The sequence below is a fragment of the Xanthomonas protegens genome (genome assembly GCF_038442435.1).
Lineage (GTDB): Bacteria > Pseudomonadota > Gammaproteobacteria > Xanthomonadales > Xanthomonadaceae > Xanthomonas_A > Xanthomonas_A sontii.
On record NZ_JAQJCQ010000006.1, the window covers coordinates 182,902 to 208,282 of the forward strand.

Annotated in this window: 14 protein-coding genes; 4 read left to right on the forward strand and 10 right to left on the reverse strand. The window is 65.2% G+C overall.

Translation table 11 applies throughout. The annotated features are described in order from the left end of the window. The first annotated feature begins 6 nt into the window (after window positions 1–6). The 3 genes from PIQ37_RS09375 (at window position 7) to PIQ37_RS09385 (ending at window position 3,660) form a co-directional block, all read left to right on the forward strand. Entirely contained in the window at window positions 7–1,230 is a 1,224-nt protein-coding gene (locus PIQ37_RS09375) for an ATP-binding protein (protein ID WP_043091040.1), read from the forward strand. Next, a complete protein-coding gene (locus PIQ37_RS09380; RefSeq protein WP_017909993.1) occupies window positions 1,227–1,793 on the forward strand; it encodes a response regulator transcription factor in 567 nt (188 codons plus the stop codon). Before PIQ37_RS09375 ends, PIQ37_RS09380 begins: the two co-directional genes overlap by 4 nt. A gap of 73 nt (window positions 1,794–1,866) precedes the next feature. Beyond that, complete coding sequence (locus PIQ37_RS09385; protein ID WP_342073248.1) at window positions 1,867–3,660, forward strand: putative bifunctional diguanylate cyclase/phosphodiesterase; 1,794 nt, start codon at window positions 1,867–1,869, stop codon at window positions 3,658–3,660. Between the two features lie 28 nt (window positions 3,661–3,688). Here PIQ37_RS09385 and PIQ37_RS09390 read toward each other — a convergent pair whose 3' ends face one another. The 7 genes from PIQ37_RS09390 to PIQ37_RS09420 form a co-directional block, all read right to left on the reverse strand. Then, window positions 3,689–5,251, reverse strand: a complete 1,563-nt coding sequence (locus tag PIQ37_RS09390; RefSeq protein WP_026144562.1) for a sodium/sugar symporter — start codon at window positions 5,249–5,251, stop codon at window positions 3,689–3,691. Window positions 5,252–5,363: 112 nt separating this feature from the next. Further along, window positions 5,364–7,982, reverse strand: a complete 2,619-nt coding sequence (locus PIQ37_RS09395; protein ID WP_407136476.1) for a glycoside hydrolase family 3 protein — start codon at window positions 7,980–7,982, stop codon at window positions 5,364–5,366. A gap of 422 nt (window positions 7,983–8,404) precedes the next feature. Next, entirely contained in the window at window positions 8,405–8,863 is a 459-nt protein-coding gene (locus PIQ37_RS09400) for a hypothetical protein (RefSeq protein ID WP_342073250.1), read from the reverse strand. 702 nt (window positions 8,864–9,565) lie between these two features. Then, window positions 9,566–10,717: an RHS repeat domain-containing protein gene (locus PIQ37_RS09405; protein ID WP_342073251.1), complete on the reverse strand. Its 1,152-nt coding sequence runs from the start codon at window positions 10,715–10,717 to the stop codon at window positions 9,566–9,568. 168 nt (window positions 10,718–10,885) lie between these two features. Then, window positions 10,886–11,335, reverse strand: a complete 450-nt coding sequence (locus tag PIQ37_RS09410) for a hypothetical protein (RefSeq protein WP_342073252.1) — start codon at window positions 11,333–11,335, stop codon at window positions 10,886–10,888. Then, on the reverse strand, window positions 11,319–16,694 hold the full coding sequence (locus PIQ37_RS09415) for an RHS repeat-associated core domain-containing protein (RefSeq protein WP_342073253.1): 5,376 nt from the start codon (window positions 16,692–16,694) through the stop codon (window positions 11,319–11,321). The genes PIQ37_RS09410 and PIQ37_RS09415 overlap by 17 nt, the downstream gene beginning before the upstream one ends. Window positions 16,695–16,757: 63 nt before the next feature. After that, window positions 16,758–21,692, reverse strand: coding sequence for an IPT/TIG domain-containing protein (locus tag PIQ37_RS09420; protein WP_342073254.1), 4,935 nt, complete (start codon window positions 21,690–21,692; stop codon window positions 16,758–16,760). Between the two features lie 113 nt (window positions 21,693–21,805). Here PIQ37_RS09420 and PIQ37_RS09425 point away from each other — a divergent pair, with 113 nt between their 5' ends. Beyond that, entirely contained in the window at window positions 21,806–22,861 is a 1,056-nt protein-coding gene (locus PIQ37_RS09425; RefSeq protein ID WP_342073255.1) for a cytochrome-c peroxidase, read from the forward strand. Here the strand turns inward: PIQ37_RS09425 and PIQ37_RS09430 are convergent. From PIQ37_RS09430 to panD, 3 genes are all read right to left on the reverse strand, one after another. Continuing rightward, window positions 22,858–23,277: a hypothetical protein gene (locus tag PIQ37_RS09430; protein ID WP_342073256.1), complete on the reverse strand. Its 420-nt coding sequence runs from the start codon at window positions 23,275–23,277 to the stop codon at window positions 22,858–22,860. The two genes, PIQ37_RS09425 and PIQ37_RS09430, sit on opposite strands and share 4 nt — an antisense overlap. Before the next feature lie 138 nt (window positions 23,278–23,415). Beyond that, the gene (pgi, locus tag PIQ37_RS09435; RefSeq protein WP_342073257.1) at window positions 23,416–24,930 is read right to left on the reverse strand and encodes a glucose-6-phosphate isomerase; all 1,515 of its coding nucleotides are present in this window, start codon (window positions 24,928–24,930) and stop codon (window positions 23,416–23,418) included. Further along, on the reverse strand, window positions 24,927–25,307 hold the full coding sequence (gene panD, locus PIQ37_RS09440; RefSeq protein WP_019802071.1) for an aspartate 1-decarboxylase: 381 nt from the start codon (window positions 25,305–25,307) through the stop codon (window positions 24,927–24,929). The genes pgi and panD overlap by 4 nt, the downstream gene beginning before the upstream one ends. Window positions 25,308–25,381 lie beyond the last annotated feature (74 nt).

Consider the following 25,381-nt stretch of genomic DNA (forward strand, 5'->3'; position numbering starts at 1 on the left):
CGCAGCATGGATTCCACCGACGCCTCCTTCCTGCGCACCCTGTGCAGCCTGCGCTGGCTGGCCACCGCCGGCCAGGCCGCGACCATCCTGGTGGCGACCTGGCCGCTGCAGTTGCCGCTGCCGCAGGCGCCGCTATGGGCCGGCGTGGCCGTGCTGGCGCTGTTCAACCTGTACGCGCAGTTGCGCCTGCGCCATGCCGACTCGGCCGCGCCGGCCACCGCCTTCGGCCACATCCTGGTCGACGTGACCGTGCTGACCTGGATGGTCGGCTGGAGCGGCGGCATCGGCAACGCCTTCGGCTCGCTGTTCCTGGTGCTGATCGCGCTGGCGGTGCTGGCCCTGCCGCTGCGCTGGGCGCTGGCGGTGGCGCTGGCCTGCGTGGCCGGTTATGCGGTCAGCGCGCTGTTCGGCCTGCCACTGCCGCATGGCCCCTACCAGGCGCTGGACCTGCAGCGCTGGGGCATGGCCGCCAACTTCCTGCTGTCCACGGTGGTGGTGCTGGTGTTCTCCACCCGCCTGGCGATGGCCATGCGCGAGCGCGAACGCGAGCTGGCGCTGCTGCGGGAGCGCTTCACCCGCAACGAGGGCATCGTCGCCCTGGCCACCCATGCCGCGTCGGTGGCGCACGAACTGAACACGCCGCTGGCGACGATGACCCTGCTCACCGACGACATCGCCGAACAGAGTACCCAGCCGGAACTGCGCGAGGACCTGGACACCCTGCGCGAACTGCTGGTGCAGTGCCGCGAACGGGTGCTGGCGCTGGCCGCACCGGCGCAGCGCGCCGGCGGGCAGACGGTTTCGCTGGCGCAGGTACTGCACCAGTGGCAACTGGTGCGGCCGACCGTGCGGCTTCGCCGCAACGACGACGCGCCGCTGCAGTTGCGGATGGAAAGCGCGATCGGCCATCTGCTGCAGGTGCTGCTGAACAACGCCGCCGACGCCGGCGAACGCGCCGGCCACCCCCAGGTGGACCTGAACGTGCGGGTCACCGGCAGCGAACTGGTCGGCGAGGTCCGCGACTACGGCGGCGGCTTCGACGCCAACCAGGTCGGCCTGCCGGCCACCCTGTTCCGCAGCGGCAAGCCCGAGAGCATGGGCGTGGGCCTGGCGCTGTCGCATGCGACCATCGAACGCCTGGGCGGCGAGCTGTGGACCGAGCCGGCGCCGGACCACGGCGCCCGGGTCGGCTTCCGCCTGCCGCTGCTCGCCCTGGAGACCTCCGCATGAACACCGACACCCCGCTGGGCCTGCTGGTCGACGACGATCCGCTGTACCTGCGCACCCTGCAGCGCACCCTCGCCCGCCGCGGCCTGGAGACGCGCACCGCCGACAGCGCCGCCGCCGCACTGGCGCTGGCCGCCGAGGCGCCGCCGGACTACGCGCTGATCGACCTCAAGCTCGGCGACGAATCCGGCCTGGCGCTGATCCAGCCGCTGCGCGCGATCCGCGCCGACATGCGCATCCTGCTGGTCACCGGCTACGCCAGCATCGCCACCGCGGTGGAGGCGATCAAGCTCGGCGCCGACGACTACCTGCCCAAGCCGGCCACGGTGCCGATGATCCTGCGTGCGATCGGCCTGGAGGCCGAGGAGGACGACGACGAGGACGGCAGCGACGTGCCGGACGCGATGACCCCGCTCAGCCGCCTGCAGTGGGAGCACATCCAGCAGGCCATGCACGAGACCGGCGGCAACGTCTCCGCCGCCGCGCGCCTGCTCGGCATGCACCGCCGCTCGCTGCAGCGCAAGCTGGCCAAGCGGCCCAGCCCGCAGCGCGACCCGCCGCGCTGAGCCGAGCGGCGACGGCCTGAACCGCGCCCCGGGCCGGCGCTCAAGTCCCCTGGCGCCGGGCCGCTAACCCGGCATGTTGAAATCTCCCCCACCCGCCTTGCTGGACGAGCCGCAACGGCTCAGCGCCCTGCGCCAGCTGTGCCTGCTGGATACGCCGGCCGACCAGGTCTTCGATCTGGTCACGCAGCTGGCGTCCCGCTACCTGCGGGTGCCGATCGCGCTGGTCTCGCTGATCGACGAACAGCGCCAGTGGTTCAAGTCCCGGGTCGGCCTGGAGGTTCCGCAGACGCCGCGCAGCCAGGCGTTCTGCGCCTACGCGATCCACAGCCCGGAACTGATGGTGGTACCCGATGCCCGCCAGGACCCGCGTTTCCGCGACAACCCGCTGGTCACCGGCCCGCCATTCATCCGCTTCTACGCCGGCGCGCCGCTGCTGATGGCCGATGGGGCCAGCCTCGGTACGCTGTGCGTGATCGACAGCGAGCCGCGCCACGAGTTCGACGAGGTCGCGCGCCGCACCCTGCAGGACCTGCGCGACCTGCTGATGGTGCGCATCGACACCCTGCGCAACAGCGGCTTCGTCGATGCGCTGACCGGCCTGCCCAACCGCAGCCGCTTCAACGACGACCTGACCATGTGGCTGTCGCTGCAGACCGCCGACCACCACGACACCGCGGTGGCGATCGACGTGTGCGGCATCGACTATTTCCGCGACATGGTCAAGGCGCTGGGCTGGGAGTATGCCGAGGGCTACCTGCTGGCCGCCCGCGACCGCCTGCGGCAGGCGCTGGGCAACCTGCCGCTGTACCGCATCGACACCACCACCTTCGTGTTCATCATGGAAGGCAGCGACACGGCGCATCTGGAGTACTGGTGCGAGCACGTCTGCGACGCCTTCGCCGCGGCGATCGACCACCAGGGCATTCCGCACGCGGCCAGCCCCTCGCTGGGCGCGGTGCGTCTGGACGGGGCGCTGAGCGCCAATCACACGGTGCGCTCGCTGACCACCGCGGTGGACATGGCGCGCCAGCGCGGACAGCGCTGGAGCCTGTACGAGCGCAACCACGACGCCAACCAGCGCAATGCCTTCCGGATCCTGGCCGCCTTGCCCGAAGCGCTGGAGGCGCGCGGCCAGCTGAGCCTGCACTACCAGCCGCGAGTGAGCCTGCGCAGCGGCGAATGCGTGGGCGTGGAAGCGCTGCTGCGCTGGCATCATCCCTTGCTGGGACAGGTGGCGCCGAACGACTTCATCCCGCTGGCGGAAAAGACCGCCTTGATGAGCCGCATCACCGCCTGGGTGCTGCGCACCGGCATCGCCCAGGCGGCGCTGTGGCAGCAGCGCGGCTATACCTTCAGCGTGTCGCTGAACGTGTCGGCGGTGGACCTGGAACAGGCCGACTTCATCGCCCGGCTGCAGGCGCTGCTGCACCAGCATGCGCTGGCGCCCGGCGCACTGGAAATCGAATTCACCGAGAGCGCGATGATCCGCGATCCGCAGCGGGTGGCCGAACAGCTGCAGCAGATCAGCGCGCTGGGGGTGAAGATCGCCATCGACGACTTCGGCACCGGCTACAGCAACCTCGGCTATCTCAAGAACATCCCGGCCAGCGCGCTGAAGATCGACCAATCGTTCATCCGCGCCCTGCCCGGCAGCCGCAGCGACGGCATGCTGGTGCCGTCGATGATCCATCTCGGCCACGACTTCGGCCAGCAGGTGGTGGCCGAGGGCATCGAGAGCGCAACCGTCTACAAGATGCTGCGCGACTGGGGCTGCGACGAAGGCCAGGGCTACTGGATCGCGCGGCCGATGCCGGCCGAGGCGCTCGACGCCTGGCTGGCCGAGCCGTGGCAGGGCGACGACGCCTGAGCGTGCCGCGCCACGGCCCGGCCGTGGCTCACCAGAACACCGCGTACAGCGCCACCAGGATCGCGATCACCGCGGCGGCGCCGAGCTTGAAGCCCAGCGTGGTGCCGTAGCGCACGTCGTCGGTGCGGATCAGATCGCGCGCCGGCGCCTGCGGGGTCAGCAGCGACACCAGCACCGCCGCCACCAGCGACAGCACGAACACCAGGCCGATGCGGTCCATGAACGGCAGTTCCGGCCACAGCTTCTTCAGCGCGAACGACAGCAGTACCGAGCCGATCGCCGCGGTCAGCGCACCGGCCTCGTTGGCGCGCTTCCAGAACAGGCCGAGCATGAAGATCACCACCACGCCCGGGGTGAAGAAGCCGGTGAATTCCTGGATGAACTGGAAGCCCTGGTCGAAGTTGCCCAGCAGCGGCCGCGCGGTGAGGATGCCGATCAGCACCGAGGTCACCGCGGCCACGCGGCCGACCCGCACCAGCTGCGGCTGGTCGGCCTGCGGGCGGAACTTGGCGTAGAAATCCAGGGTGAAGATGGTCGCCACCGAATTGATCTTGGACGCCAGCGAGGCCACGATCGCCGCCACCAGCGCGGCGAACACCAGGCCGAGGATGCCGCTGGGCAGCAACTGCATCATGGTCGGATAGGCCTGGTCGGGCTTGGCCAGGTCCGGCGCCAGCACCACCGCGGCGATGCCCGGCACCACCACCACCACCGGCATCAGCAGCTTCAGGAACGCGGCGAACACCATGCCCTTCTGCGCCTCGCCGATGTTCTTGGCCGCCAGCGCGCGCTGGATGATGTACTGGTTGAAGCCCCAGTAGCTGATGTTCATCACCCACAGGCCGCCGATCAGCACGCTCAGGCCCGGCAGATCCTTGTAGAACGGGTTGTCCTTGGACAGGATCATGTGGAAGTGCTCGGGGTGCGCGTTCCACAGGTGGCGGAAGCCGGCGAGCACGCCGGCACCGTCGCCGATCCGCGACAGCGTCAGCCCGGCGACCAGCAAACCGCCCAGCACCAGCAGAGTGACCTGCACGATGTCGGTCAGCGCCACCGCCTTCAACCCGCCGTAGAGCTGGTAGACCAGCGCGAACACGCCGATCAGCGCCAGCGCCAGGGTCTGGTCCATGCCGGTGACCTGGCTCACCGCGATCGAGCCCAGCCACAGGATCGAGGTCAGGTTGACGAACACGTACAGCAGCAGCCAGAACACGGCCATCAGCGTGCGGATCCACTTGCCGTAGCGCTGCTCCAGGAACTGCGGCATGGTGTAGATGCCGTTGCGCAGGAAGATCGGCAGGAAGAACTTGCCGACGATCAACAGGGTCAGCGCCGCCATCCACTCGTAGGAGGCGATCGCCAGGCCGATCGCGTAGCCGGAGCCGGCCATGCCAATGATCTGCTCGGCGGAGATGTTCGCCGCGATCAGCGAGGCACCGATCGCCCACCACGGCAGGGTCTTGCTGGCCAGGAAGTAGTCCTCGGCACTCTTGCGGTGCCCGGCCTTCTCCCGCGAGACCCATTGCGCGAGCAGGAAGATGCCCGCCAGATACACCACTACGATCGCCACATCCAACGTCGCCAGACCCACTGCCTTCTCCTGCGGGCCACAGCCCGGTTCGCATCGTTGTCCATGACGCCGCCCACCCGGGCGGCGTCGTTCGTGTTTGCCATGGCGACGCAGTGGCCGCCTGCGCCGCCGCTCAGCGCAGCGGGCAGTCGACCACGCGCTGCGCGTCGTTGCTGCTGCCCAGCGCGATCCGCGACAGTGACAGATCCAGCGGGCCGTCGCTCTCGATCAACGGCAGGCGCTCGAGCCGGGTCAGGTCGGCGCCGGCCACCGCGAAGCACTTCAGCGGCACGCCGAGGGTGCGCCACTCGCCCTTGGGCAGCGCGGTCAGCGCCTTGCCGAGGTCCAGCCGCGCGCCGCAGTCGTGGCCGCAGGCCACGCCGATGCGGGCGGCGGCGCCGGGCGCCGCATCCACCTTCAACGTCAGGATCAATTGCACGTCGCCATTGCTCTCGCGCGAGACGTCCAGCGGCTTGGGCAACACCAGCGCCAAGCCGGACGTGCCGCTGCCGGACCAGACGAAGCGCCGCGCATCCTCCTGTGCCTTGTGGTCGATCGCGGTGACCTTCAGCGAGCCGTCGGCCAGCGCCGCCGGGAAGGTCGCCGCCGGCAGGTTGGCCTGGGTGGCGCCGAACAGGATCAGGTTGATGCCCGCCGCCGGCTTGCCGCGATCCAGGTACACCCCGCCCACCGCCTGCGCACCGGACACACCCGACACCTCGGACAGGCGGCTCAGATCGCCCTTGTCCTCGTAGGTGAGGCCGTAGCCGAAAGCGAACTGCGGGCTGTAGTTCTTCTGCCCGACGTTGTTGGCGAACTGCACCGCGGTGCGCGGCCAGGAGAAGCTCAGCTTGCCGTGGAAGTCGTACTGCACGCTGCCGTCGGGCTTGCGCAGCAGCACGTCGGCGATGCCGGCGCCTTCCGAGCCCGGCAACCAGGCCGCGACAAAGGCGTCGGCGGCATTGATCTCGCGGTTCACCCACAGCGGCCGCCCACTCAGGAACACCGCCACTACCGGGATGCCTTGCGCCTTGAGCGATTTGATCAGTTCCAGGTCGCTGTCGTCGCCGGGCTTGTACAGCAGCGTGGCGATGTCGCCCTGGAACTCGGCGTAGGGATGTTCGCCGAACACCACCACCGCCACGTCCGGCTTGGTAGTGAACTTGCCGTCCGCCGCCAGTTCGGCGCTGCCGCCGGCGGCGCTGACCTGCTGCTGCAGGCCCTCCCAGATGGTGGTGCCGTTGGGATAGTCGGCGCGCTTGGTGCCGGTGCCCTGCCAGTTCAGGGTCCAGCCACCGGCCTGCCTGCCCATGTCGTTGGCGCCGTCGCCGGCCACCAGCAGCTTGAGCTGCGGCTTCAGCGGCAGCAGTTGCTGCTGGTTCTTCAGCAGTACCAGCGATTCGCGCACCGCCTGCCGCGCCACCGCGCGGTGCTCGGGCGCGCCGAGCAATGCGAACTTGCCGCCGAGCGGGCGCTGCGATGGCTTGCCGGCCTCGAACAGGCCCAGGCGCAGCTTCACCCGCAGGATGCGCCGCACCGCATCGTCCAGCCGCGCCATCGGGATCTCGCCCGCCTTCACCGCCTTCAGCGCGTTCTCGTAGACGCCCTTCCAGCTGTCCGGGGCCATCAGCATGTCCACGCCGGCGTTGAACGCGGCCGGGCAATCGTCGTTGCGGCAGCCGGGCACTTGGCCGTGGCCGTTCCAGTCGCCGACCACGAAGCCGCCGAAATGCATCTGCCCCTTCAGCACGTCGGTCAGCATGACCTTGTTGCCGTGCATCTTGACCCCGTTGACGCTGTTGAACGAGGCCATCACCGTTTGCGCGCCGGCGGCGATCGCCGGCGGATAGCCGGCACCGTGGATGTCGCGCAGCTGCTGCTCGCTGATCCGGGTATCGCCCTGGTCCTTGCCGTCGGTGGTGCCGCCATCGCCGAGGAAGTGCTTGACCGAGGAGATCACGTGCGACCCGTCCAGGAAACCCGGCGTGCCGGGCACGCCCTGCAGCCCCTCGACCACCTTGCCGGCGAAGCTGGCCACCACCTCGGGCGACTCGGAATAGCCTTCGTAGGTGCGGCCCCAGCGGTCGTCCTGCGGCACCGCCACGGTCGGCGCGAAGGTCCACTCCATGCCGGTGGTCCGCGTCTCGGCGGCGGTGATCTCGCCAATCTTGCGCATCAGCTCCGGGTCGCGGGTCGCGCCCAGGCCGATGTTGTGCGGGAACAGCGTGGCGCCGACGATGTTGCTCTGCCCATGCACCGCGTCGATGCCGAAGATGATCGGAATCGCCGGTCCGGCGCCGTCGGGCTGCATCGACGCCGCGTAGTAGGCATCGGCCAGCGCCAGCCACTGCGCCGGACTGGCGTCGTACTTGCCGCCGGGATCGGAATTGCCGCCGGCCAGCACCGAACCGATGTGGTACTTGCGCACGTCCTCCGGGGTCATGCTGCCGATATCGCCCTGCACGGTCTGCCCGACCTTCTGCTCCACCGACATCTGCGCCATCAGCTTGGTGATGCGCGCCTCCAGCGCCGGATCCTCCTTCAATGGCCAGGCCGGCGACGGCCACCGGTCAGGGTGGATCGGCGGCGGCGGCGCAGCCGCCGGTGCGACCGGCACGGAGCCACCGGGAACGGCGGCGGCCAACGCCAGCAGGCCAAGCGCAGCGGCCGCGGCCAGCGCCGTGCGAAGCGGCGCGCGCGCGCCAGCGGTCTGTGTGTGCAAGAGACTCCCTCCCAGGAACGGCGAACGCATGCCACATCGCGGCCGGACCGCACACGCCGAGGTGCGGCCGGCGCCTACGCTTCCCGAATGGCCCCAAGCCTGTCAACCGCGCCGCGAGGTATGCCCCGATGTCGCCGGGATATCGGCTGACGCTATAGCGATGGAATACCGGGTTTGCTTGGGGTGACTGGCATGGACTTGTCTTGCTTCACCAGCATAGGCAGCGTCGCTGCGGAGATTTTGCTGCACCGCAGTAGAACCGACATTGCACACTGCGCAGATCCGGGACCGCATACGGGCAGATGACGCACCTGATCGCTTGCCAGTTCGATGGCCTTCTTCCCCGTCATGGATCATGGCCGAATCCGTGACGGTGACGTCTGGTAGGCAATCAATGTCGAACCGAGACGGAGTCGTTCGCCACAGGCCCGCCGGCACAAGGAGCATTCCTCCTAGATCGAGGCTCTCAGTCGACAGGCAGCGATAATGTCCTTCCATTGCCCGGAGGCAAGCAATGACGCATCGAGATTGACGACATGGTCGTTCTTGCGGAACGCGAACGCATACACCTGATCGAAAAAATCTGGAGAAAACAAACTTTCATAGCGATTAAAAGCCCCGTCATACATGCACAGGGAGAACCTGCAGCCCTCCGCATCGAACATGCTTGCCAAGGCCCGATGAATTTCTGCAGAGATCGCATCCGGAGCAGCCACGACCGTCTCGAGGAGCAGTACGCCGTTCGGCCAATCGTCGCCAAGCATCCTGTAAACGGACGCTTCGCTCCGCGAACTGATATCCCGCTTCAGCGTTGCATAAGCTGCCGGCAAGGAAGCTGCGCCAAAAATACCGTAGCACAGAACAGAGAATGTGTTTGCGCCATAAACCGAGAGGAAATCAACGGCACGCATAAATATGGCAATCGAATTTATTCATGACTGATACACCTTTAATGCCCAAAAAGAATAATACTGACCGTCTCATTCCCTAGGCCGCCTCAGCAAAGCCAAAATCAAGGCGAGCGGACACATGCCCACTAGCCTCATTGCACGTACTGAGCTCATACATGCCAAGTCCGATATACACCAGCAGTCAATAATCATTGCAGCCTTTTCTTAAGCCGCTAAGCATTAAAAAATTCACTATTCAGAGTCCAGCTTAATCCTGCAGCTACTCAAATCTAACACTAAAAAATTCAGTCACATTAAAATTAGTCCGGAATGGAAGACTTCAAAAACTCCATCCCCCTTAACTGAACAGAAGGACGTCTTTCGCACCATCTTAGCTAATAAGCCAAATGGAACAAGGAGTTAGCCAGAAGAAAAAAGACCGATCTGGCAACGCGCATTATCGATCCCAAAACAACCAAAGGCTTGTCCGCCTTATATCGAACAACTCATACAGGACGAGTAACATAAAGGCTTAATCGCGGGGCTTTGGCTCAGTCCAGCCAAGCCAAGCTCCAATGTGAGCAACAATCTTAGAGGAAAGATAGAACCATAAAAATCCGAAAATAATATAAAAATTTGAATACGGCTTGGGCAACGTCCACAGAAGGAAAACACCCCCCAAAAAAATAACAACAAAAATCAGGGCGCTAAGAAATTTTTTCATCATCGCACCGAAATCATTGACATACCCGAGCCAGGCTCAAGACACATATTAGGATTTTCTCTTTGCATAAAGTCGGCCACCCCATCTCTATCACAGTCTAGTTCAGCACACCACGCATCATATGGCTCCATTAGCATGATGTAAACGGACACCCTCCCCAAAAGAGTAGATGGTTTCGGCACCAGCTTGCCAAACTTATTCACAGAGGTAGTTCCAAGACTAAGCTTTCCAATAATAAAGGATGAAATCATTCTTTCCACCCAACCAATAGGCTTTGTGGGCGTTTTGAAAATGATAGGCCCATATGTCGGCTTATACCCCAGCAATGGATCAGGAGCCAATCCCGTTGGATCCACATTCGACAATGGATCAGCCGCAACATAAGCATAAGGATTAGCACCGCCCTCTAGCCCAATTGGATCTTCACCAATGAACCTCGCCAAGTCCGGCCGATAGTACCGCGCCCGGTAGTAATAAAGCCCACTCACATCCCGCTCCCGCCCCGTGTACCGATAGGGGTTGCTGGTCCCTGTATTGGCCTGGCTGGTCTGTCCGTAAGGCGTGTAGTCGTAGCGCTGGATCAAGGAACCGCTGGCGTTGGTAAGTGCACGGGTACTGCCAAGCGCATTGCTCAGGAAGTACGCACGTCCGCTGGCTTCATTGCGCGCATAGCGCTCATCGATGCCAAGCCCGGTCAGGATCGGGTTGACGGTGCCGCCCTGGGTTTCCTGCACCGCATCCAGCCCGTCGTACAGATAGCTGATCGTCTGTCCGCCTTCTGTCTTGCTGATTCGCCGGCCCAGCGGGTCATAGCCGAAACTGGCGATGCTCGCCGTCCCCTGTTTGATTTCGACCAACTGGTCGCGTGCATTCCAGACGTAGGTACGCACGCCGTCGGAGACCAGGTTGCCGTTGGCGTCGTAGCTCAGCGTCTGGCCGTCGGCCTGGGTTTGCCGGTTGTTGTCGTCGAAGCTGCCGTTGCGGGCCGCCGGCAGCGCCTGCGGGGCGAAGCTGCCGGTCTGCGCCACCAGCCGGCCCAGTTGGTCGTAGCCGTAGCCGATCTCGCCAAGGGCCGTGCCGTCCGAATTCATCATCTGCATCAAAATCACCCAACCTTCCAAAGTTATTGACTTCAGATGATTGGCAACCATTATCCCGGGAGAGCCACTAGACAAAAAGCAAAAAACTCAATGCAGAAAAATAACCAAATCCTATTCAAAAAAATAAGCCCACCAAAACAAGGAGAGCAACAGCCATAGAATAATCCCCGCCTCCCACCACAATCTTTACCCACACTCACATACGGTTATAAACCAGAACTAACCAGCCTTATTAAATATGAAAATATTATCATTCCACAACTTAGAGAAATACTCCAAAGGAAATTGCAAATCCGGGTGACTGCCATCATCAAAAATTAGTCGCCACCAAGGAGTTAGGTATGTAACAGACGCAGCCGGCACGCCGTTATTAAGAACACTAAATTTTGAAATAAAAATATTTCGAACGCAATGCACCTCAACTCCATGCCCAATTTTAAAAACCAATCCACCAACGTCGATAAATTTAAATCCATCGTCTTCAAAGAATATTATGCACTTTGGGCCACGCAATATTTTCTCCCAATCAACAAGCCAACCCGCCACATTCAAATCCTTATTGCCAGACGAAAAAAAATTTAACTCCCCACCGCCATAGACAAAGACATCCTGCTCTAGCGGATCGTAAACCCTATAGCGACGAACCAGTATTTTATTGACCACAACCACAATTACCTCCAATTCTTCCTGCGCGCGTTGCCGAACCTATTAAGCCGCCTCCTACTAAAACGGATGTCCACCCAATGCTCGTTCTTCCTGCGCCAGCAATTATGTCGGCGCTACTCTTTCCTTGCGCCACCAGGCCTTCATATGTGACGGCATGCCAATTTCTCAATGAGTAAGCGAAAGGTCCTCTGAAATAATTCTTCAGCGCGTTTCTTGCGATTACGCTTTCCTCTGCAGACAATCCCAATCTTGGAATCTGACGGGCTTTTGCCACGTAACCCAATCGACTCAGAGGCATAGCTAAACTGTAAACAGTTCCGGCGACTTGCCCACCAGAATAATAACCTGAACATTTTTCAACTGCGCCATTAATATCCCATTGATCCCGTATGTAGTTCGTCAACCCAAATGACAACGAGTCGCCAAAACCTGCTACCGCATCTACTACCGGCTGGGGAATTGATGGCAAATCAAAAAGACCTAAAGGATCTCCATACATCAGTGGGGAACCATGGACGTAGGCATAAGGATTGGCTCCACCGACCAACCCAATGGGGTCCTCACTAACAAAGCGCCCCAAGTCTGGCCGATAGTACCGCGCCCGGTAGTAATAAAGCCCACTCGCATCCCGCTCCCGCCCCGTGTACTGATAGGGATTACTGGTTCCTGTATTGGCCTGGCTGGTCTGTCCGTAAGGCGTGTAGTCGTAGCGCTGGATCAAGGCACCGCTGGCGTTGGTGAGTGCACGGGTGCTGCCAAGCGCATCGCTCAGGAAGTACGCACGTCCGCTGGCTTCGTTTCGAGCATAGCGCTCGTCGATGCCAAGCCCGGTCAGGATCGGGTTGACGGTGCCGCCCTGGGTTTCCTGCACCGCATCCAGCCCGTCGTACAGATAGCTGATCGTCTGTCCGCCTTCTGTCTTGCTGATTCGCCGGCCCAGCGGGTCATAGCCGAAACTGGCGATGCTCGCCGTCCCCTGTTTGATTTCGACCAACTGGTCGCGTGCATTCCAGACGTAGGTACGCACGCCGTCGGAAAGCAGGTTGCCGTTGGCGTCGTAGCTCAGCGTCTGGCCGTCGGCCTGGGTTTGTCGGTTGTTGTCGTCGAAGCTGCCGCTGCGGGCCGCCGGCAGCGCCTGCGGGGCGAAGCTGCCGGTCTGCGCCACCAGGCGGCCCAGTTGGTCGTAGCCATAGCCGATCTCGCCCAGGGCCGTGCCGTCCGGCTTGAGCCAGGCGATGCCAGTGGTCTGGTTAGCGGTGTTGTAGGCGTACCCGGTCTTGACTCCGTTGGGCAGCGTGGTCTCGGTGAGGCGATCGGCGGCGTCGTAATCGAACGTCACGGTCTCGCTTCCCTGCAGCAAGATGCGCAGACGGTCGACGGTGTCGTAGCGGTATTCCAGTGCCGCCTGGTTGGCCGCGATCATCTTGGTGCGGCGGCCCGCCGCATCGTATTCGTAGACGATGTTGCCTTGCGGGGTGATGGCCTTGATGACCTGGTCGAACAGGTCGTATTCCCAGCTCAGGGTGCCCGCTGCCGAATCGACCAGCGCGACACGGCGGTTACCGGCGTCGTAGGTGAAGGTCTGGGTGCGCCCGTCGGCCTCGGTGACCACCGACAGGCGCCCGAGCACGTCGTAGGTGAAGGTCTTTTTCTGGCCCTTGCGGTCGGTATAGCTGGCGACACGGTCCATTGTGTCGTAAGTCCAGGTCTCGGACTGGCCCAGCGCGTCCGTACGGGTCAACGGACGGTTGCGCTCGTCGTAGGTGTAGGTGATGCCGTTGCCGTGCGGCAGCAGGATCGCCAGGACGTTGCCGTTCTTGTCGTAGCCGAACTCGGTCACATTGCCGGCGGCATCGTAGGCCTTGCTGACCCGGCCCAGCGCATCGTATTCCTGGCGCGTGGCGTTGCCCTGGTCGTCGCGGCTGCCGGTCACCCGCCCCAGGCCGTCGTACTGGAAGCGCGTGCTGCGCCCCAGGGGATCGACCATGCCGGCCAGATCGTAGCCAGCGTACTGGAAGGCGATCGTCTGGCCGATCGCATTGGTCGCGCTCAACGGCAGGCCCGCGCCATCGCAGGCGAAGCGCGCCGTGCGGCCGCCAGGGTCGGTGACCGCGGTCAGGCAGCGGTTGGCGCCGTAGTCCAGGCGCGTGACCCGCCCGAGCGGATCCGTCGCCGATTGCAGATCACCGTCGCTGGTGTAGCTGAGGCTGGACACGCGCGCCTGAGTGGTGCCCGCCAGCAGCGTGACCTGCAGCGGTCGCCCGCCCGCGTCGTAGCGATACTCGGTGCGACGGCCGAGCGGATCGATACTGGCAGTGACCTGCCCGTAGGCGTTGCGCTCGAAGCTGTAGGTCTGTTGCTTGTCGGTGCCGTAGGCCAGGATGTCGGTCTTCGGGTAGGCGCTGTTGCCGTCGAATACGACGCGGCGTTTGCTGCCGTCCGGACTGGTGACGAGCACGCCAGTGGTGCCGCCATCGACATGCGCATAGTCGATGACGAAGACGCCGCCATCGGCCTGGGTCTGCTTGATTACCCTGCCGGTGGACACGCCATTGACGATCTCGAACTCGTTGAGCAGGACGCGCTTGCCGCGCGCGTCGGTGATGGACTGCATCCGGTGCTGCGCGAGCGCGTTGTTCTGGCTTCTGGTCTGGTAGGCATACGCCTTGCTGCCGCCATCGGGGAACCCCACCGTGGCGAGCAAGCCATTGCTGTCGTAGGCATAGGTCCAGCGGTTGCCGGCGTTGTCGGTGGCGGCTGCGATGCGATTGCGGGAGTCGTACTCCAGGCCGATATAGCGCCCACTCGGCGACACGATGCGCGCGACCAGGCCGGCATCGTAGAGCAGTGTGGTGCGATTCCCGTAGCGGTCCTCCAGCCAGCGCAGGCGGGTGTCCATGTAGCTGGAGAACTGCATGCGACTGCCGTCGCGCAGGGTGATACGGAAGCCGCGGCCCCAGGGCTGCAGCGGGTCCGGATCGTAGACCGATTGCAGCACGGCACCCGCATACTGCGTGGTCGAACCGGCTTGGCGCCACTCACCGCGCGGGCCGGAACCGGAGGCCCGATCGAAGCGGATATAGGCACCAGTTGGCAGCACCAGATCGAGCGAATCGTAGGTTCCCCCCGGGTTGTGCAGGTAGTAGCCCCAGTTGGACGCGGTGCCGATGCCGAACTCGCGCTGCTTCAGGTCATGGGGACGGTAGCTGCGCGACAGGCTGAGCGCCGTCACGTCCGCGATCTGCAGGTCGGTTTCCGAATGAACGAATTCGCCGGTCTTCAGGTCGATGGGATCGGCCGCATTGGCGACGCCGCCGCTACCCGGGGTTCCGCAGCAATGCCCATCCGGCGGCAACCCGGCCTCGCTGGGCGGGTCGTTGCTGGGCACGCTGTACATGCCGCCCATGGTCTGGTGCAAGGCGACGCCAGGCTCGGGAACGAAATGCTTGCCGTCGGCCGAAACGGTGCCCTTGCCGTAGACGCGCCAGCCATCGCGCGGGTCGTACATCCAGAAATTGGCCTGGGTACCCGCGGCGTAGCCGTCGTAGTTGGGGTAGTAGACCTGGATGCCGTTGTTGACGCCGGGGTCGAGTCCGCGGATCTGCGCGCCGCCCGGCTCGACCGTGAACGCCATCGGATGGTTTTCGGTGACCGGGAACGGCGCGCGATTGACCGGCGTCGGCACGATCGCCAGTTCGGTCACCAGGCGGCCCTTGCGGTCCAGCACGACGGTGCCCTTGGGAATGCGCAATTGCAGGCCGGGAATGTCCGGATGGCCAACGACCATGTCCTGGACGGTCGGCGACGGGATCCTGATCTTATCGCGCGCGGCGATGCGTGGCAGATGCAGCAGATAGCCGAGTTCGTTCAATCGGCCGGCGGCGACTTCGGCGCCGACGACGAATTGACCGTATTCGGCGCCGGCCGTGTTGGCGGTGCTACCGTCGACGTAGAGTTCCTGGTGCCCCGCCGGCACATCGAACAGGGTGAACCAGCCGTTCTTGTCGGTAAGCGCGCGCTCCTTGCCGATGCTGACCTCGACCCCGGCCACGGGTTGCTGGTCCACCCGCACCACACGCCCGCGCACCATCGTCACGTGGAAGGTCGCGGCGATGCGCGCGATGCGCGCGTTATGTTCCGGCTGTTGCGAGGCGCCATAGATGCGCCAGCGGCTGTCGGTATTGTCCTGTCCTGGGTACCAGATGCCGTCCACCAACAGGCCGTGCGCACGGCACGGCACACCGTCATTGGCACAGGACGCCGGCGTGCCTGCACCGGTCATCTGCACGCTGGGTGCAGCGCCCGCCTCTGCCGGCGCGGCCGTTGCGTGCACCACCGGCTGTCCGTTGCTGTCGTACGCCGCAGTGCGGAAATCCAGGGCGATCAGCGGCACGGCATCGCCCGATGCGCCGCGCGCACCGTCGACCATCAGGGTGTAGCGGGAATCCGGGAACAACGCCTGACGCGGCTGCACGAACAGCAGACGCCCCTGCTCCACAGGCGCGATGCGTACCGCGACGCGCCCCTCAGGACCGACCAGGGTGACGGTGCGCGCGGACAACGTGGGCATGTGCAGCGGACGCGAGAAGCGCAGCGCGAGCCGCGCGGTCGGCGCGACTCCCGCTGCCCCCTGCACTGGCACGCTGCCGGCGAGCCGTGGCGCGCCTGGCGTATCCGCGATGCTGGCCGGATACGGAAGAAACGCACCCGCGAGCGGATCGAACACGGCATCGCTGGCGATGCGCTGGGCGTTCCGCGACGCTGGCAACGCCACACGGCCATCGGCAAGCAGGCGCGAGCTTGCGTTGCCGCCGCCCGGCAGATCCGCAGGCAGGGTGATCGCCCGATCGCTGGCTTCGTCCCACACCTGCGCACCGGCGCCATCGCCAGTGCCGCCGGCGAGCAGGAGGCGACCATCGGTCAGTACCGTGGCGGTGTGCCCATAGCGCGCACGCAGGCTCAGCCCCGTGGCCGGCTGCACGGAGGCACTTGCCGGATCGAACCACGCGCCGCCGTCCTGCAGTCGGCCCTTGGCATCGCGCCCGCCCCAGACCAGCACGCGCCGGCTCGGCAGCAAGGTAACACTGGCATCGATGCGTACCGATGGCAGCGCGATCTCGCGCGCACGCTGACCGGGCACGCGATGGCGCAGAAAGCGCCCGTCGGGCGCCAGCGCCAGCTCGCTGCCATCGGCCAATGTGGTCGCATGCCACTGCCCGACCACTGCAGGAACAGCGCCAATGCCGACGGCCGGCATGGCCGCCGTGGACCAGACCAGCTGTTGGGAGGCGGCCGTCGACGCCAGCGCGCCCAGCAGCCCACCCAGGATCACGCTTTTCCATGCGCTGTTGAACCACGTCATATGCTCGCTCCGCTCCATGCCTGCTTCCGTTCTGCGTCCGTTCGACGGAACCGCGTCGGTGTTCTAGGGTGTACTGTCCAACGTGATGTCCATCGCCGCGGTGACACCGTCCTCAGGCACGATCCGCAATCGATAGGTGCCGCTCGTCGGCAGCGCCGGGAAACTCAGGTCGCTGCTGCCGGTGCTTGCGCTGAACGATCTGTAGAACTGCCCGTCCGGCCGGTACAGCGCGTAGGTCACCGGCCGGCTGACCGGCGCGGTCGTCTGGTTGACCACCCGCAGCAGCACGCCCTGCCCTGCCGTGCCGCTGAAGGAGAGCGTGGCGGTCTTGCCGTGCCTGTCCAGCGCGATCGACTGCGGGACATCCCACGCCAAGGTGCCTACGACGGTGCTGGACACCGAGGCGGTCAGGGAGAAGCTCTGGTCTTCCGACGAAGGGACCACCACGACGCCATAGCGTCCGGCTTGCGCGGCGTCGATGGAGAATCCGCAGCCGTAGGTACGGAAGCAATTGTTGTTGGAGACGATCTTGCTACCGTCGGGCCGATAGAGCGTCACGTAGACCCAGCCAAAGCCGCTGCCGGCTAGTGCGATCTGATCGAACCCGAGATCGAGCTTCTGCCCGGCCTGCGCATCGAACCAGAAGAAAATGCCCGCGCCGGGCGGACCCGCAGCGAACGTGCGACTGCTGTCCACAGCCACCGACGTGCCGGTGGACAAGGCGACGGTGGTGTCGATCGTCTGCCCATACTGCGGATCGACCACAACGCTGTATTGGCCGGTCGTCGGCAGGCTGCCCAGGCCGATCCCGGTACCAGTACGCGTCGATCCGGACGTGAGCAGGGTGCCGTTTGGCTGGTAGACGCTGTAGTAGCTGGTGCCATCCGCGGGCGCGGTCGCCTGGTTCTGCACCAGCACGGCGAGTTTGTCGCCCGCCTGCCCTTGGAAGCTCAACCGGGCGTTCTGCCCGCGTCTGGCGACGGAGACGGCCAGCGGCGTGTCGCGCTGGAGGTTCAAGGCGAGATCGTTGGAAAGCGTCACGTCATACGTTGCTGCCTGCTCCTCCTCTTGAGTAATCAGTACTGCGTACTTGCCTGCAGCGAGGTTGACGAGATCGAAATCGCAGCCGCCGCGCTCCACGTCGCAGTATCCGCTCGCCAGCGTGCTGCCATCCGCCTTGTAGACGGACGCAACGACGCGCTGCCACCCTGAGCCCACGATCTGGATACCGCTGATGCCCAGTCCCAGGTTCTGCCCCTGACTGGCGATGAAGGAGAAGTGCTTGTATTGCGCCGGCAAGCGGGTCACCACATGCAACGGAGGGCCATCGATCGGTAGCGAGATTCCGGAGGAAAGGGTGATGTCCAATTCCATGGGGCTTCCGGTCCTGCTCTCGACCTGGATTGCGTACTCGCCAGACGTCGGGATATTAATCAGATTGATGGCATCGCCAACCTTGATAGTCGCCGTCTTCCAGACAGTACCATCCGGCCGTAGCACGCGATACACCACATCGCGACCGGCGGGTAGTGTCGTCTGCGCCGCGACCAGCAGCATCAACGACTCGCCTGCCTGCGCCTGGAAGCGCAGCCGCGCAATCTGTCCATACCGCGAAGCCGCCAGATGCAAGGGCTGATCGCGAGTCAGTTGATCCAGCAACTCGGACGACAGCACGGGGCGGAACTTGATCGCCTGGCTCGCCGAGGTCGGTGTCGCCACCACGCTGTAGCGTCCCGCCAAGGTGTTTCTCAGCGGCAACGAACATCCGTCCTCGGCGTAGCAGCTACTGCTGTACAAGGTCGTGCCGCTCGGACTGTAGACGGCGATATTGAAGTAACTGCCCGAACTCACCGCGATGTCGGTGATCCCCAGCCCCAGATTCTGGCCGGCCTGGGTGTCGATGGAGAAATGCACGCCCTGCCCTGCGGGCGCCTGGTAGCTGCCACCTGCGCCGTCCAGTTCGACATTGCCGTCCTGTCCCGTGGAGAGTTTCAACCGGGCCGACCACAACGCGCCGCCCGCCGGATCGACGAACACCCGATAGCTACCCGTCTCCGGGAGATTGGGCAGGGCCAGAATGACGTTGCCGCTGGCCGTCACGTTCTTCCACAACGCGCCGTTCGGCCGATACACCGCATAAACCACGTCGCGGCCTGTCGGCCTGGTCGCAGCGTCAGCGACGAGCAAAGCCAGGCTCTCGCCGGCTGTCCCAGCGAACGTCAGGCGCGCATTCTGGGCATAGCGCGAGATGTCCACGGAGCTCAATGCATCCTTCTGCAGGAAGCCGGCGACCTCCGTGGATAGGGTCGCCTTGAACGCAATGCTCTGGGAGCCAGATTGCGGACTCACGGTCACGCCATAGTTGCCCGCGGCGAGGTTGAGCAGATTGAAGGCGCAGCCATTGGCGGCATAGCAGGTCGCGGTCGTGAGCGTGGAACCGTTGGGATTGGCGATCTTGACGTTGACGTAGGTCCCGCTGCTCAGGTTCAGATCGCCGATGCCCAATCCCAGGTTCTGCGAGGCCGCTGCGCTGAAGCTGAAGAACACGCTTTGACCGGCGGCAGCGCTGTACTCGCCGCTGCTGCCGTCAAGTTGCAGCCCACCCGCACTCCCGGTCGTCACCAGCACCTTGGCGGCCACGGTGGCGCCATAGCGCGGATCCACGAACAGTCGGTAAGTCCCGGCGATAGGCGTATTCATCGTCAGGGTGCCCGAGCCAGACACCGCCATCGACGACAACGCCGTGCCATCGGGTCGGTACACGCGGTAGTACACCACGCCGTTCGTCGGCGTCGTGGTCTGCTCCGACACCTGCAGTGCCAATGCGTCGCCGGCACCCGCCTGGAACGACAGCATTGCGTTCTGCCCGCGCCGGCCGATGCCGACCTGGCTGACCGCATCCCGCGTCAAGGAAAGCGCTAGGTCGGTGGACAGGGTCGCCTTGAAGCGCATCGTCTGCGTCGTCGTGGCAGGGGCGACCAGAACGCCATAACGTCCCGCCGCCTGTTCCGGCAGATTCACATCACATCCGTCGTTGGCCACCTCGCAGGCGGCACCGGCCATCGGCGTACCTGAAGGGCCATAGATCGTGACGTTGAGCGGGCCGCTTTCGTTGGACTGCAGCTCGCTGATGCCGAGCCCCAGGCTCTGCCCGGCGGTCGCGGTAAAGGTGAAGTACACGCTGTCGCCCGGCAGTTGCGTTGCGAATGCGCTGGTGGCGCCATCGATCCCACCACCGTCACCACTTGCGTCTCCGGTGCTGAGCCGCGTCTGCAACCGCACGGTTTCTCCGAATCCGGGATCCACCAGCACCTGATAGGTACCACTGGTCTTCGCCGTCACGTAGGTGGTACCTGCGGCGCGCACCGCCATCGAGGCAACACTGGTGCCGTCAGGCGCGTAAACGCGATAGTAAACATCGCGGCCAGCGGGCGCGGTGGTCTGGCCGGCGACTTGCAACGCGAACGCCTCGCCCGCCGCGGCCTCGAACGACAAACGCAGATTCTGGCCTCTACGCTGTGTCTCCACGACCACATCCTGGTCCTTCGGCAACGCCTGCACCAGATCCGATGAGAGCAACAGATTCAGGCGCATTGTGCGTGCGCCGCTCGTACCGGGCGTCAGCAGCACCTGATACACGCCGGTCCTGGGCGCGGCAATGTTCAGTGCGCAACCGTTGTTGGCCTGATTGCAGTACTGATAGCCCAGATTGACGCCGTCGGCGTCGAAGACCTGCGCCAAAGCTGTTCCCCACCCGCTGCCGACCGGCGACTGCTCGGTCAGCGCCAGGCCCAGCCTGCTCCCGGCCTGGGCCAGGAAGGTGTAGCGCTTCGATTGCGCGGCGATCGACGTGGCAACACTGGTCTCGGCGCCGTCCAGCGCAAGCCTCCCGGCATGCTCCACTCCCATCTTCCAGCTGGCGGAGGAACTACTGGGTGTGAGCAACAACAGATAGGTGCCGCCGACCTTCAACCGCGGCAGATGCAGGGTGGGCTGGTTCGCATTCACCAGTCCACTGGCGATCTCCACGTTATCGGTGCCGAACACCAGGTAGTTCAACGTCGTGGACCCCAGCGACTGAAACTGAGCGCTGAGGTAATCGCCGGCCATGCCGGTGAACAGGACCGCGGCAGACCCACCCGCGTTGGCGACTGCGACGTCGACGGCGGCGGCGTCCAGGGTCAGGCGCGTGACGCTGGCGATGCCGACGGACGACACACTGCTTGGCACCACCAGCACATCCTGGCTGCTGGTGGCGCTGCCGTAGGGCGTGGTCACGGTCACCGGCCCGCTGCCGCTCCTGCCCGGCACCGGAAAGACCAAGCGCGTGCCGGTGGCGCTCGACAGCACCGCGGTCTTGCGATCCAGCTTCGCCGTGGTCTGCCCGGCGACCGGGACCAGGTTCTGTCCGTCGACGGTGATCGCCGTACCGGCGCTGGCGATCAACGGCGATATGCCGGTGATGGTCGGCTGACGTAGGTTGGCATCGACCACGAATTGCTGCGCACTGCTCGCGCTCTGCCCAGCCACGGTGACGGAGATCGGGCCGGTACTGGCGTTGGCAGGCACGAGCACGGTCAACTCGCGTGCGCTGGCAGCCACCACCGTGGCCGCCTGCCCATTGAAAGCCACGCTGTTGGAGGACGCAGCAGTGGAAAATCCCTGCCCCTGGATCAGCACGCGATCGCCCGCCGCACCGCGCCCCGGACTGAAGCCCAGCACCGCCAGGGTTCCGCTGGAGACGCGTTCGACGGCGACGATATTGCCCATCGTGTCGTAGCGATAGCGGGCACTGGCACCGGCATCGTTGCTGACCGCGACCAGACGCCCCTGCGCGTCGTAGACGTAGGAGGTGGCGCCAGACGTGCAGGCCAGAAGGGTCAGCAACATGACCGCCACCGTTCTGCCCACGATGCGCCGCCAACCGCACGCGGGCACCTGCGCCGCCCGCTTCAGCAAACCCACGACCGAGCCCATCCCTGCGCCGCGACGTTCCATGCTCTCATCCCTGAAGACTGGCCACGATGGCCGGCTGTCCGTATGCTGACCTTGCTTCGTGCATTCAGCCTGGATATAGATATCCGACAGTGGGGACAGGAGTCAACAGCGTCATGCCAAGGAACTGGCGTCATCACATCGTCATCTGCATGCGCCTGTGGTCGGCCGCCCTCGTCCTGGTGCTGACTGGGTGTGGTGGTGGCCAGCACGACACAGCGGCGGCGCGCATCACGCTGGGCCAGGCGCTGTTCCACGACACGCGGCTCAGCGCGGATGGCAAGACCAGTTGCGCAAGTTGCCATCGCGCCGAGTTGGCCTATACCGACGGTGCCGCGGTGTCGACCGGGACGGGCGGCCAACACGGCACACGCAACGCGCCCAGCCTGCTAGACAGCCGCTTCATGACCCACTTTTTCTGGGACGGACGCGCAGCGACACTGGAAGAGGCGGTCCTGCAACCATTGACCAACCCGCGCGAGATGGGCCTGACCGATCGGCAGGCCGTGCTGGCCCACCTCGCCCGCGACCCGCGCTACGCGTCACTGTTGCATGCAGCCTCCGGCGAGGACGGCGGCGACATCCAGGTCGTGGCCGCCGCGCTCGCCGCCTACATCCGCGCGTTGCCGGCACCGCCCACGCGCTACGAGACGTACCGGACGACACATGGCGCGCAAGCATCGCTGAGCGAAGACGAACGCGAGGGATTGGCGCTGTTTTCCGGCAAGGCCGGTTGCATCGATTGCCACCGGCTGGACGGCACGCCTGCGACCACGAGCGATCAGCGCTTCCATCACGCCGGCATCGGTTTCAACCAGGTCGCTGGCAACGTCGCCGCCCTGCTCGACGTACTGGAGCGACAGAAACGCGAAGGCCGGAGCCTGGGCGATTCCATCCTCTCCGACGTGCGCGTAGCCGAACTGGGCCGCTTTGCGGTGACGCGGGCGCCGCAGGATCTGGGTGCCTTCCGCACCCCGTCGCTACGGACGGTCGCCGATACCGCGCCCTACATGCACGACGGCAGCATCGCCGATCTGCCGGCGGCGGTGGAACACGAGGTCTACTATCGCAACCTCGCCCGCAATCGACCGATCAGCCTGACCGCGGAGGAGAAGCACAAGCTGGTGCTGTTCCTGCAAGCGCTGTCCAGTACGGGCGCCGCGCCGCGCTAGGAGCCCGTACGCGGCGCGCTGCTCACCGGGTCCATCACGTCGACGTCCTGCTGCGAGGCGAGCTTGCCATCGAGCGTCACCTCCAGCATGTAACGCCCCGGAGGCCAGCCGGCCGCGTTGTCGAAACGCAGCGACTGGACCTGATCGGAGCGGGTCATGGCGCGCTCCACCAGCCCGACCTGGCGACCGTTGCGCAGATCCAGCAAGCGCGCTTTCAGGATCTGTCCCTGGGCAGCGCCGCGCAGGGCCACGTTGACCGGGATCGGCGCATCGCTGGTCTGCGGCACAGGCCTTCCGTCGCGCATCGTGCCGATCCGGACCTCGACGACGTGCAGCGGTTGCGCCGCCGTGGCCGGATTCTGCTCCGGCGCCTGCCGCTGGCACGCTCCCAGGCTCAGCATCGCCGGCAGCAACATCCAACACCCCATCCTTTTCGCTTTCATCATCCCTGCTTCCTTCCTGGATCGGAGATTGCCATTGCGATGCACGCCCGCAGGCTGCATCGTTCCTCGCGAACGCACGGCGGCGAACGGCCCCGTGCGCTTCGCTTCGCCTCAGCCCTGCAACCGCCCCAACACCGCGCGCGTCACCGGGTCGGCGACCTCGGTGGACTGGCCCTGCAGCGCCGGCAGCAACTGGCTGGCCAGCTGCTTGCCCAGTTCGACGCCGAACTGGTCGAAGGCGTTGATGCCCCAGACCACCGACTGCACGTACACGCTGTGCTCGTACATCGCGATCAGCGCGCCCAGCGCCTGCGGGGTCAGCGCGTCGAGCAGGATCAGCGTGCTCGGGCGGCCGCCCGGGTAGTCGCGGGCCGGATCGTCGCTGCCCTGCCCGTTCGCCAGCGCTTCGGTCTGCGCCAGCAGGTTGGCCAGCAGCGCCTGGTGGTTGACCGTGTACGGGTCGTCGCTGCGGATGCAGCCGATGAAATCGGCCGGCACGATGCTGGTGCCCTGGTGCAGCGCCTGGAAGAAGCTGTGCTGCACGTCGGTGCCGGCGCCACCCCACCACACCGGCACGGTGTCGGCCTCGACCGGGCTGCCGTCCAGGCGCACGCGCTTGCCCAGGCTCTCCATCACCAGCTGCTGCAGGTAGGCCGGCAGCAGTGCCAGGCGCTGGTCGTAGGTCATCACCGCCTGCGTCGCGTAGCCGAGCAGGTTGCGGTTCCACAGCGTGGTCAGGCCATGCAGCACGGCCACGTTGCGCTCCAGCGGCGCATTCAGGGCGTGGTCGTCGAACTGCGCGGCGCCCTCCAGCAATTGCTCGAAGGCATCGGCGCCGATCGCCAGCGCGATCGGGAAGCCCACCGCCGACCACAGCGAATAGCGGCCACCGACCCAGTCCCACATCGGCAGCACGCGGCCGGCGGCGATGTCGAAGGCCTTGGCGGCGCGCTCGGGGTTGGCGCTGACCGCGTACAAGCGCTCGCTGCCGCCCAGCCAGTCGCGCAGGATCTGGCCGTTGAGCAGGGTTTCCTGGGTGCCGAAGGTCTTGGAGATCAGCACGCCGGCGGTGCGCGCCGGATCCAGCGTGGCCAGGGTGCGCTGCATCGCCGCGCCGTCCACGTTGGAGACGAAGTGCACGCGGAAGCGCGCGCCGGTGACCGGACGCAGCGCGTCGGCGACCAGGCGCGGGCCCAGATCGGAGCCGCCGATGCCGACGCTGACGATGTCGGTGACCTCGGTCTGCGCCAGTGCGTCGATCAGCGCACGCATGCGCTGCTGCACCTCGCGCGCGCTGGCGTGGGCCTGGCTGGCCACCGGTGCGTCGGTGAGGTCGCCGCGCAGCGCGGTGTGCAGTGCGGCGCGGCCTTCGGTGACGTTGACCGTCTCGCCGCGGAACAGGCGCTGGAAGGCGCCGGCCAGGTCGTGTTCGGCGGCCAGCGCGAGCAGCGCGTCGAGCGCGGCGCGGTCGTACTTCTGCCGCGCGAAATTGAAGTACAGCGGTCCGACCTGCAGCGCCAACGTCTCGGCACGGCCGGATTCGGCCGCCAGCAGGTCGGGAAGGCGCGCCCCGCGCAGGCGCTGGGCGTGGGAATGCAGTGCGTCGAAACCGGTGGACTGTGTCATGCGGCCTGCTTTGGGATGCTGTGGTTGGTGTGGGTGATCTGATTGTTGCCGTCCACATAGACCAGGGTCGGCTGGAAACGCGCGGCTTCCTCTTCGCTCATGCCGGCGAAGGCGGCGATGATGATCAGGTCGCCGACCTGCACGTGGCGCGCGGCGCCGCCGTTGAGCGAGATGATGCCGCTGCCCTCGTCGGCGCGGATCGCGTAGGTGCTGAACCGCGCGCCGTTGGTCACGTCCCAGATGTGCACCTGCTCGAACTCGCGGATGCCGGTCGCGTCCAGCAGCAGCCCGTCGATGGCGATCGAGCCTTCGTAGTTCAGCTCGGAATGGGTGACGGTGGCGCGGTGGATCTTGGTCTTCAACAGGCTCAGTTGCATGGCACGGGACTGCGGTCAGGAAAGACGCGCAGTTTAGCAGCCGAGGGGTGAAACGGCGGTGGCAGGCGGCGCCC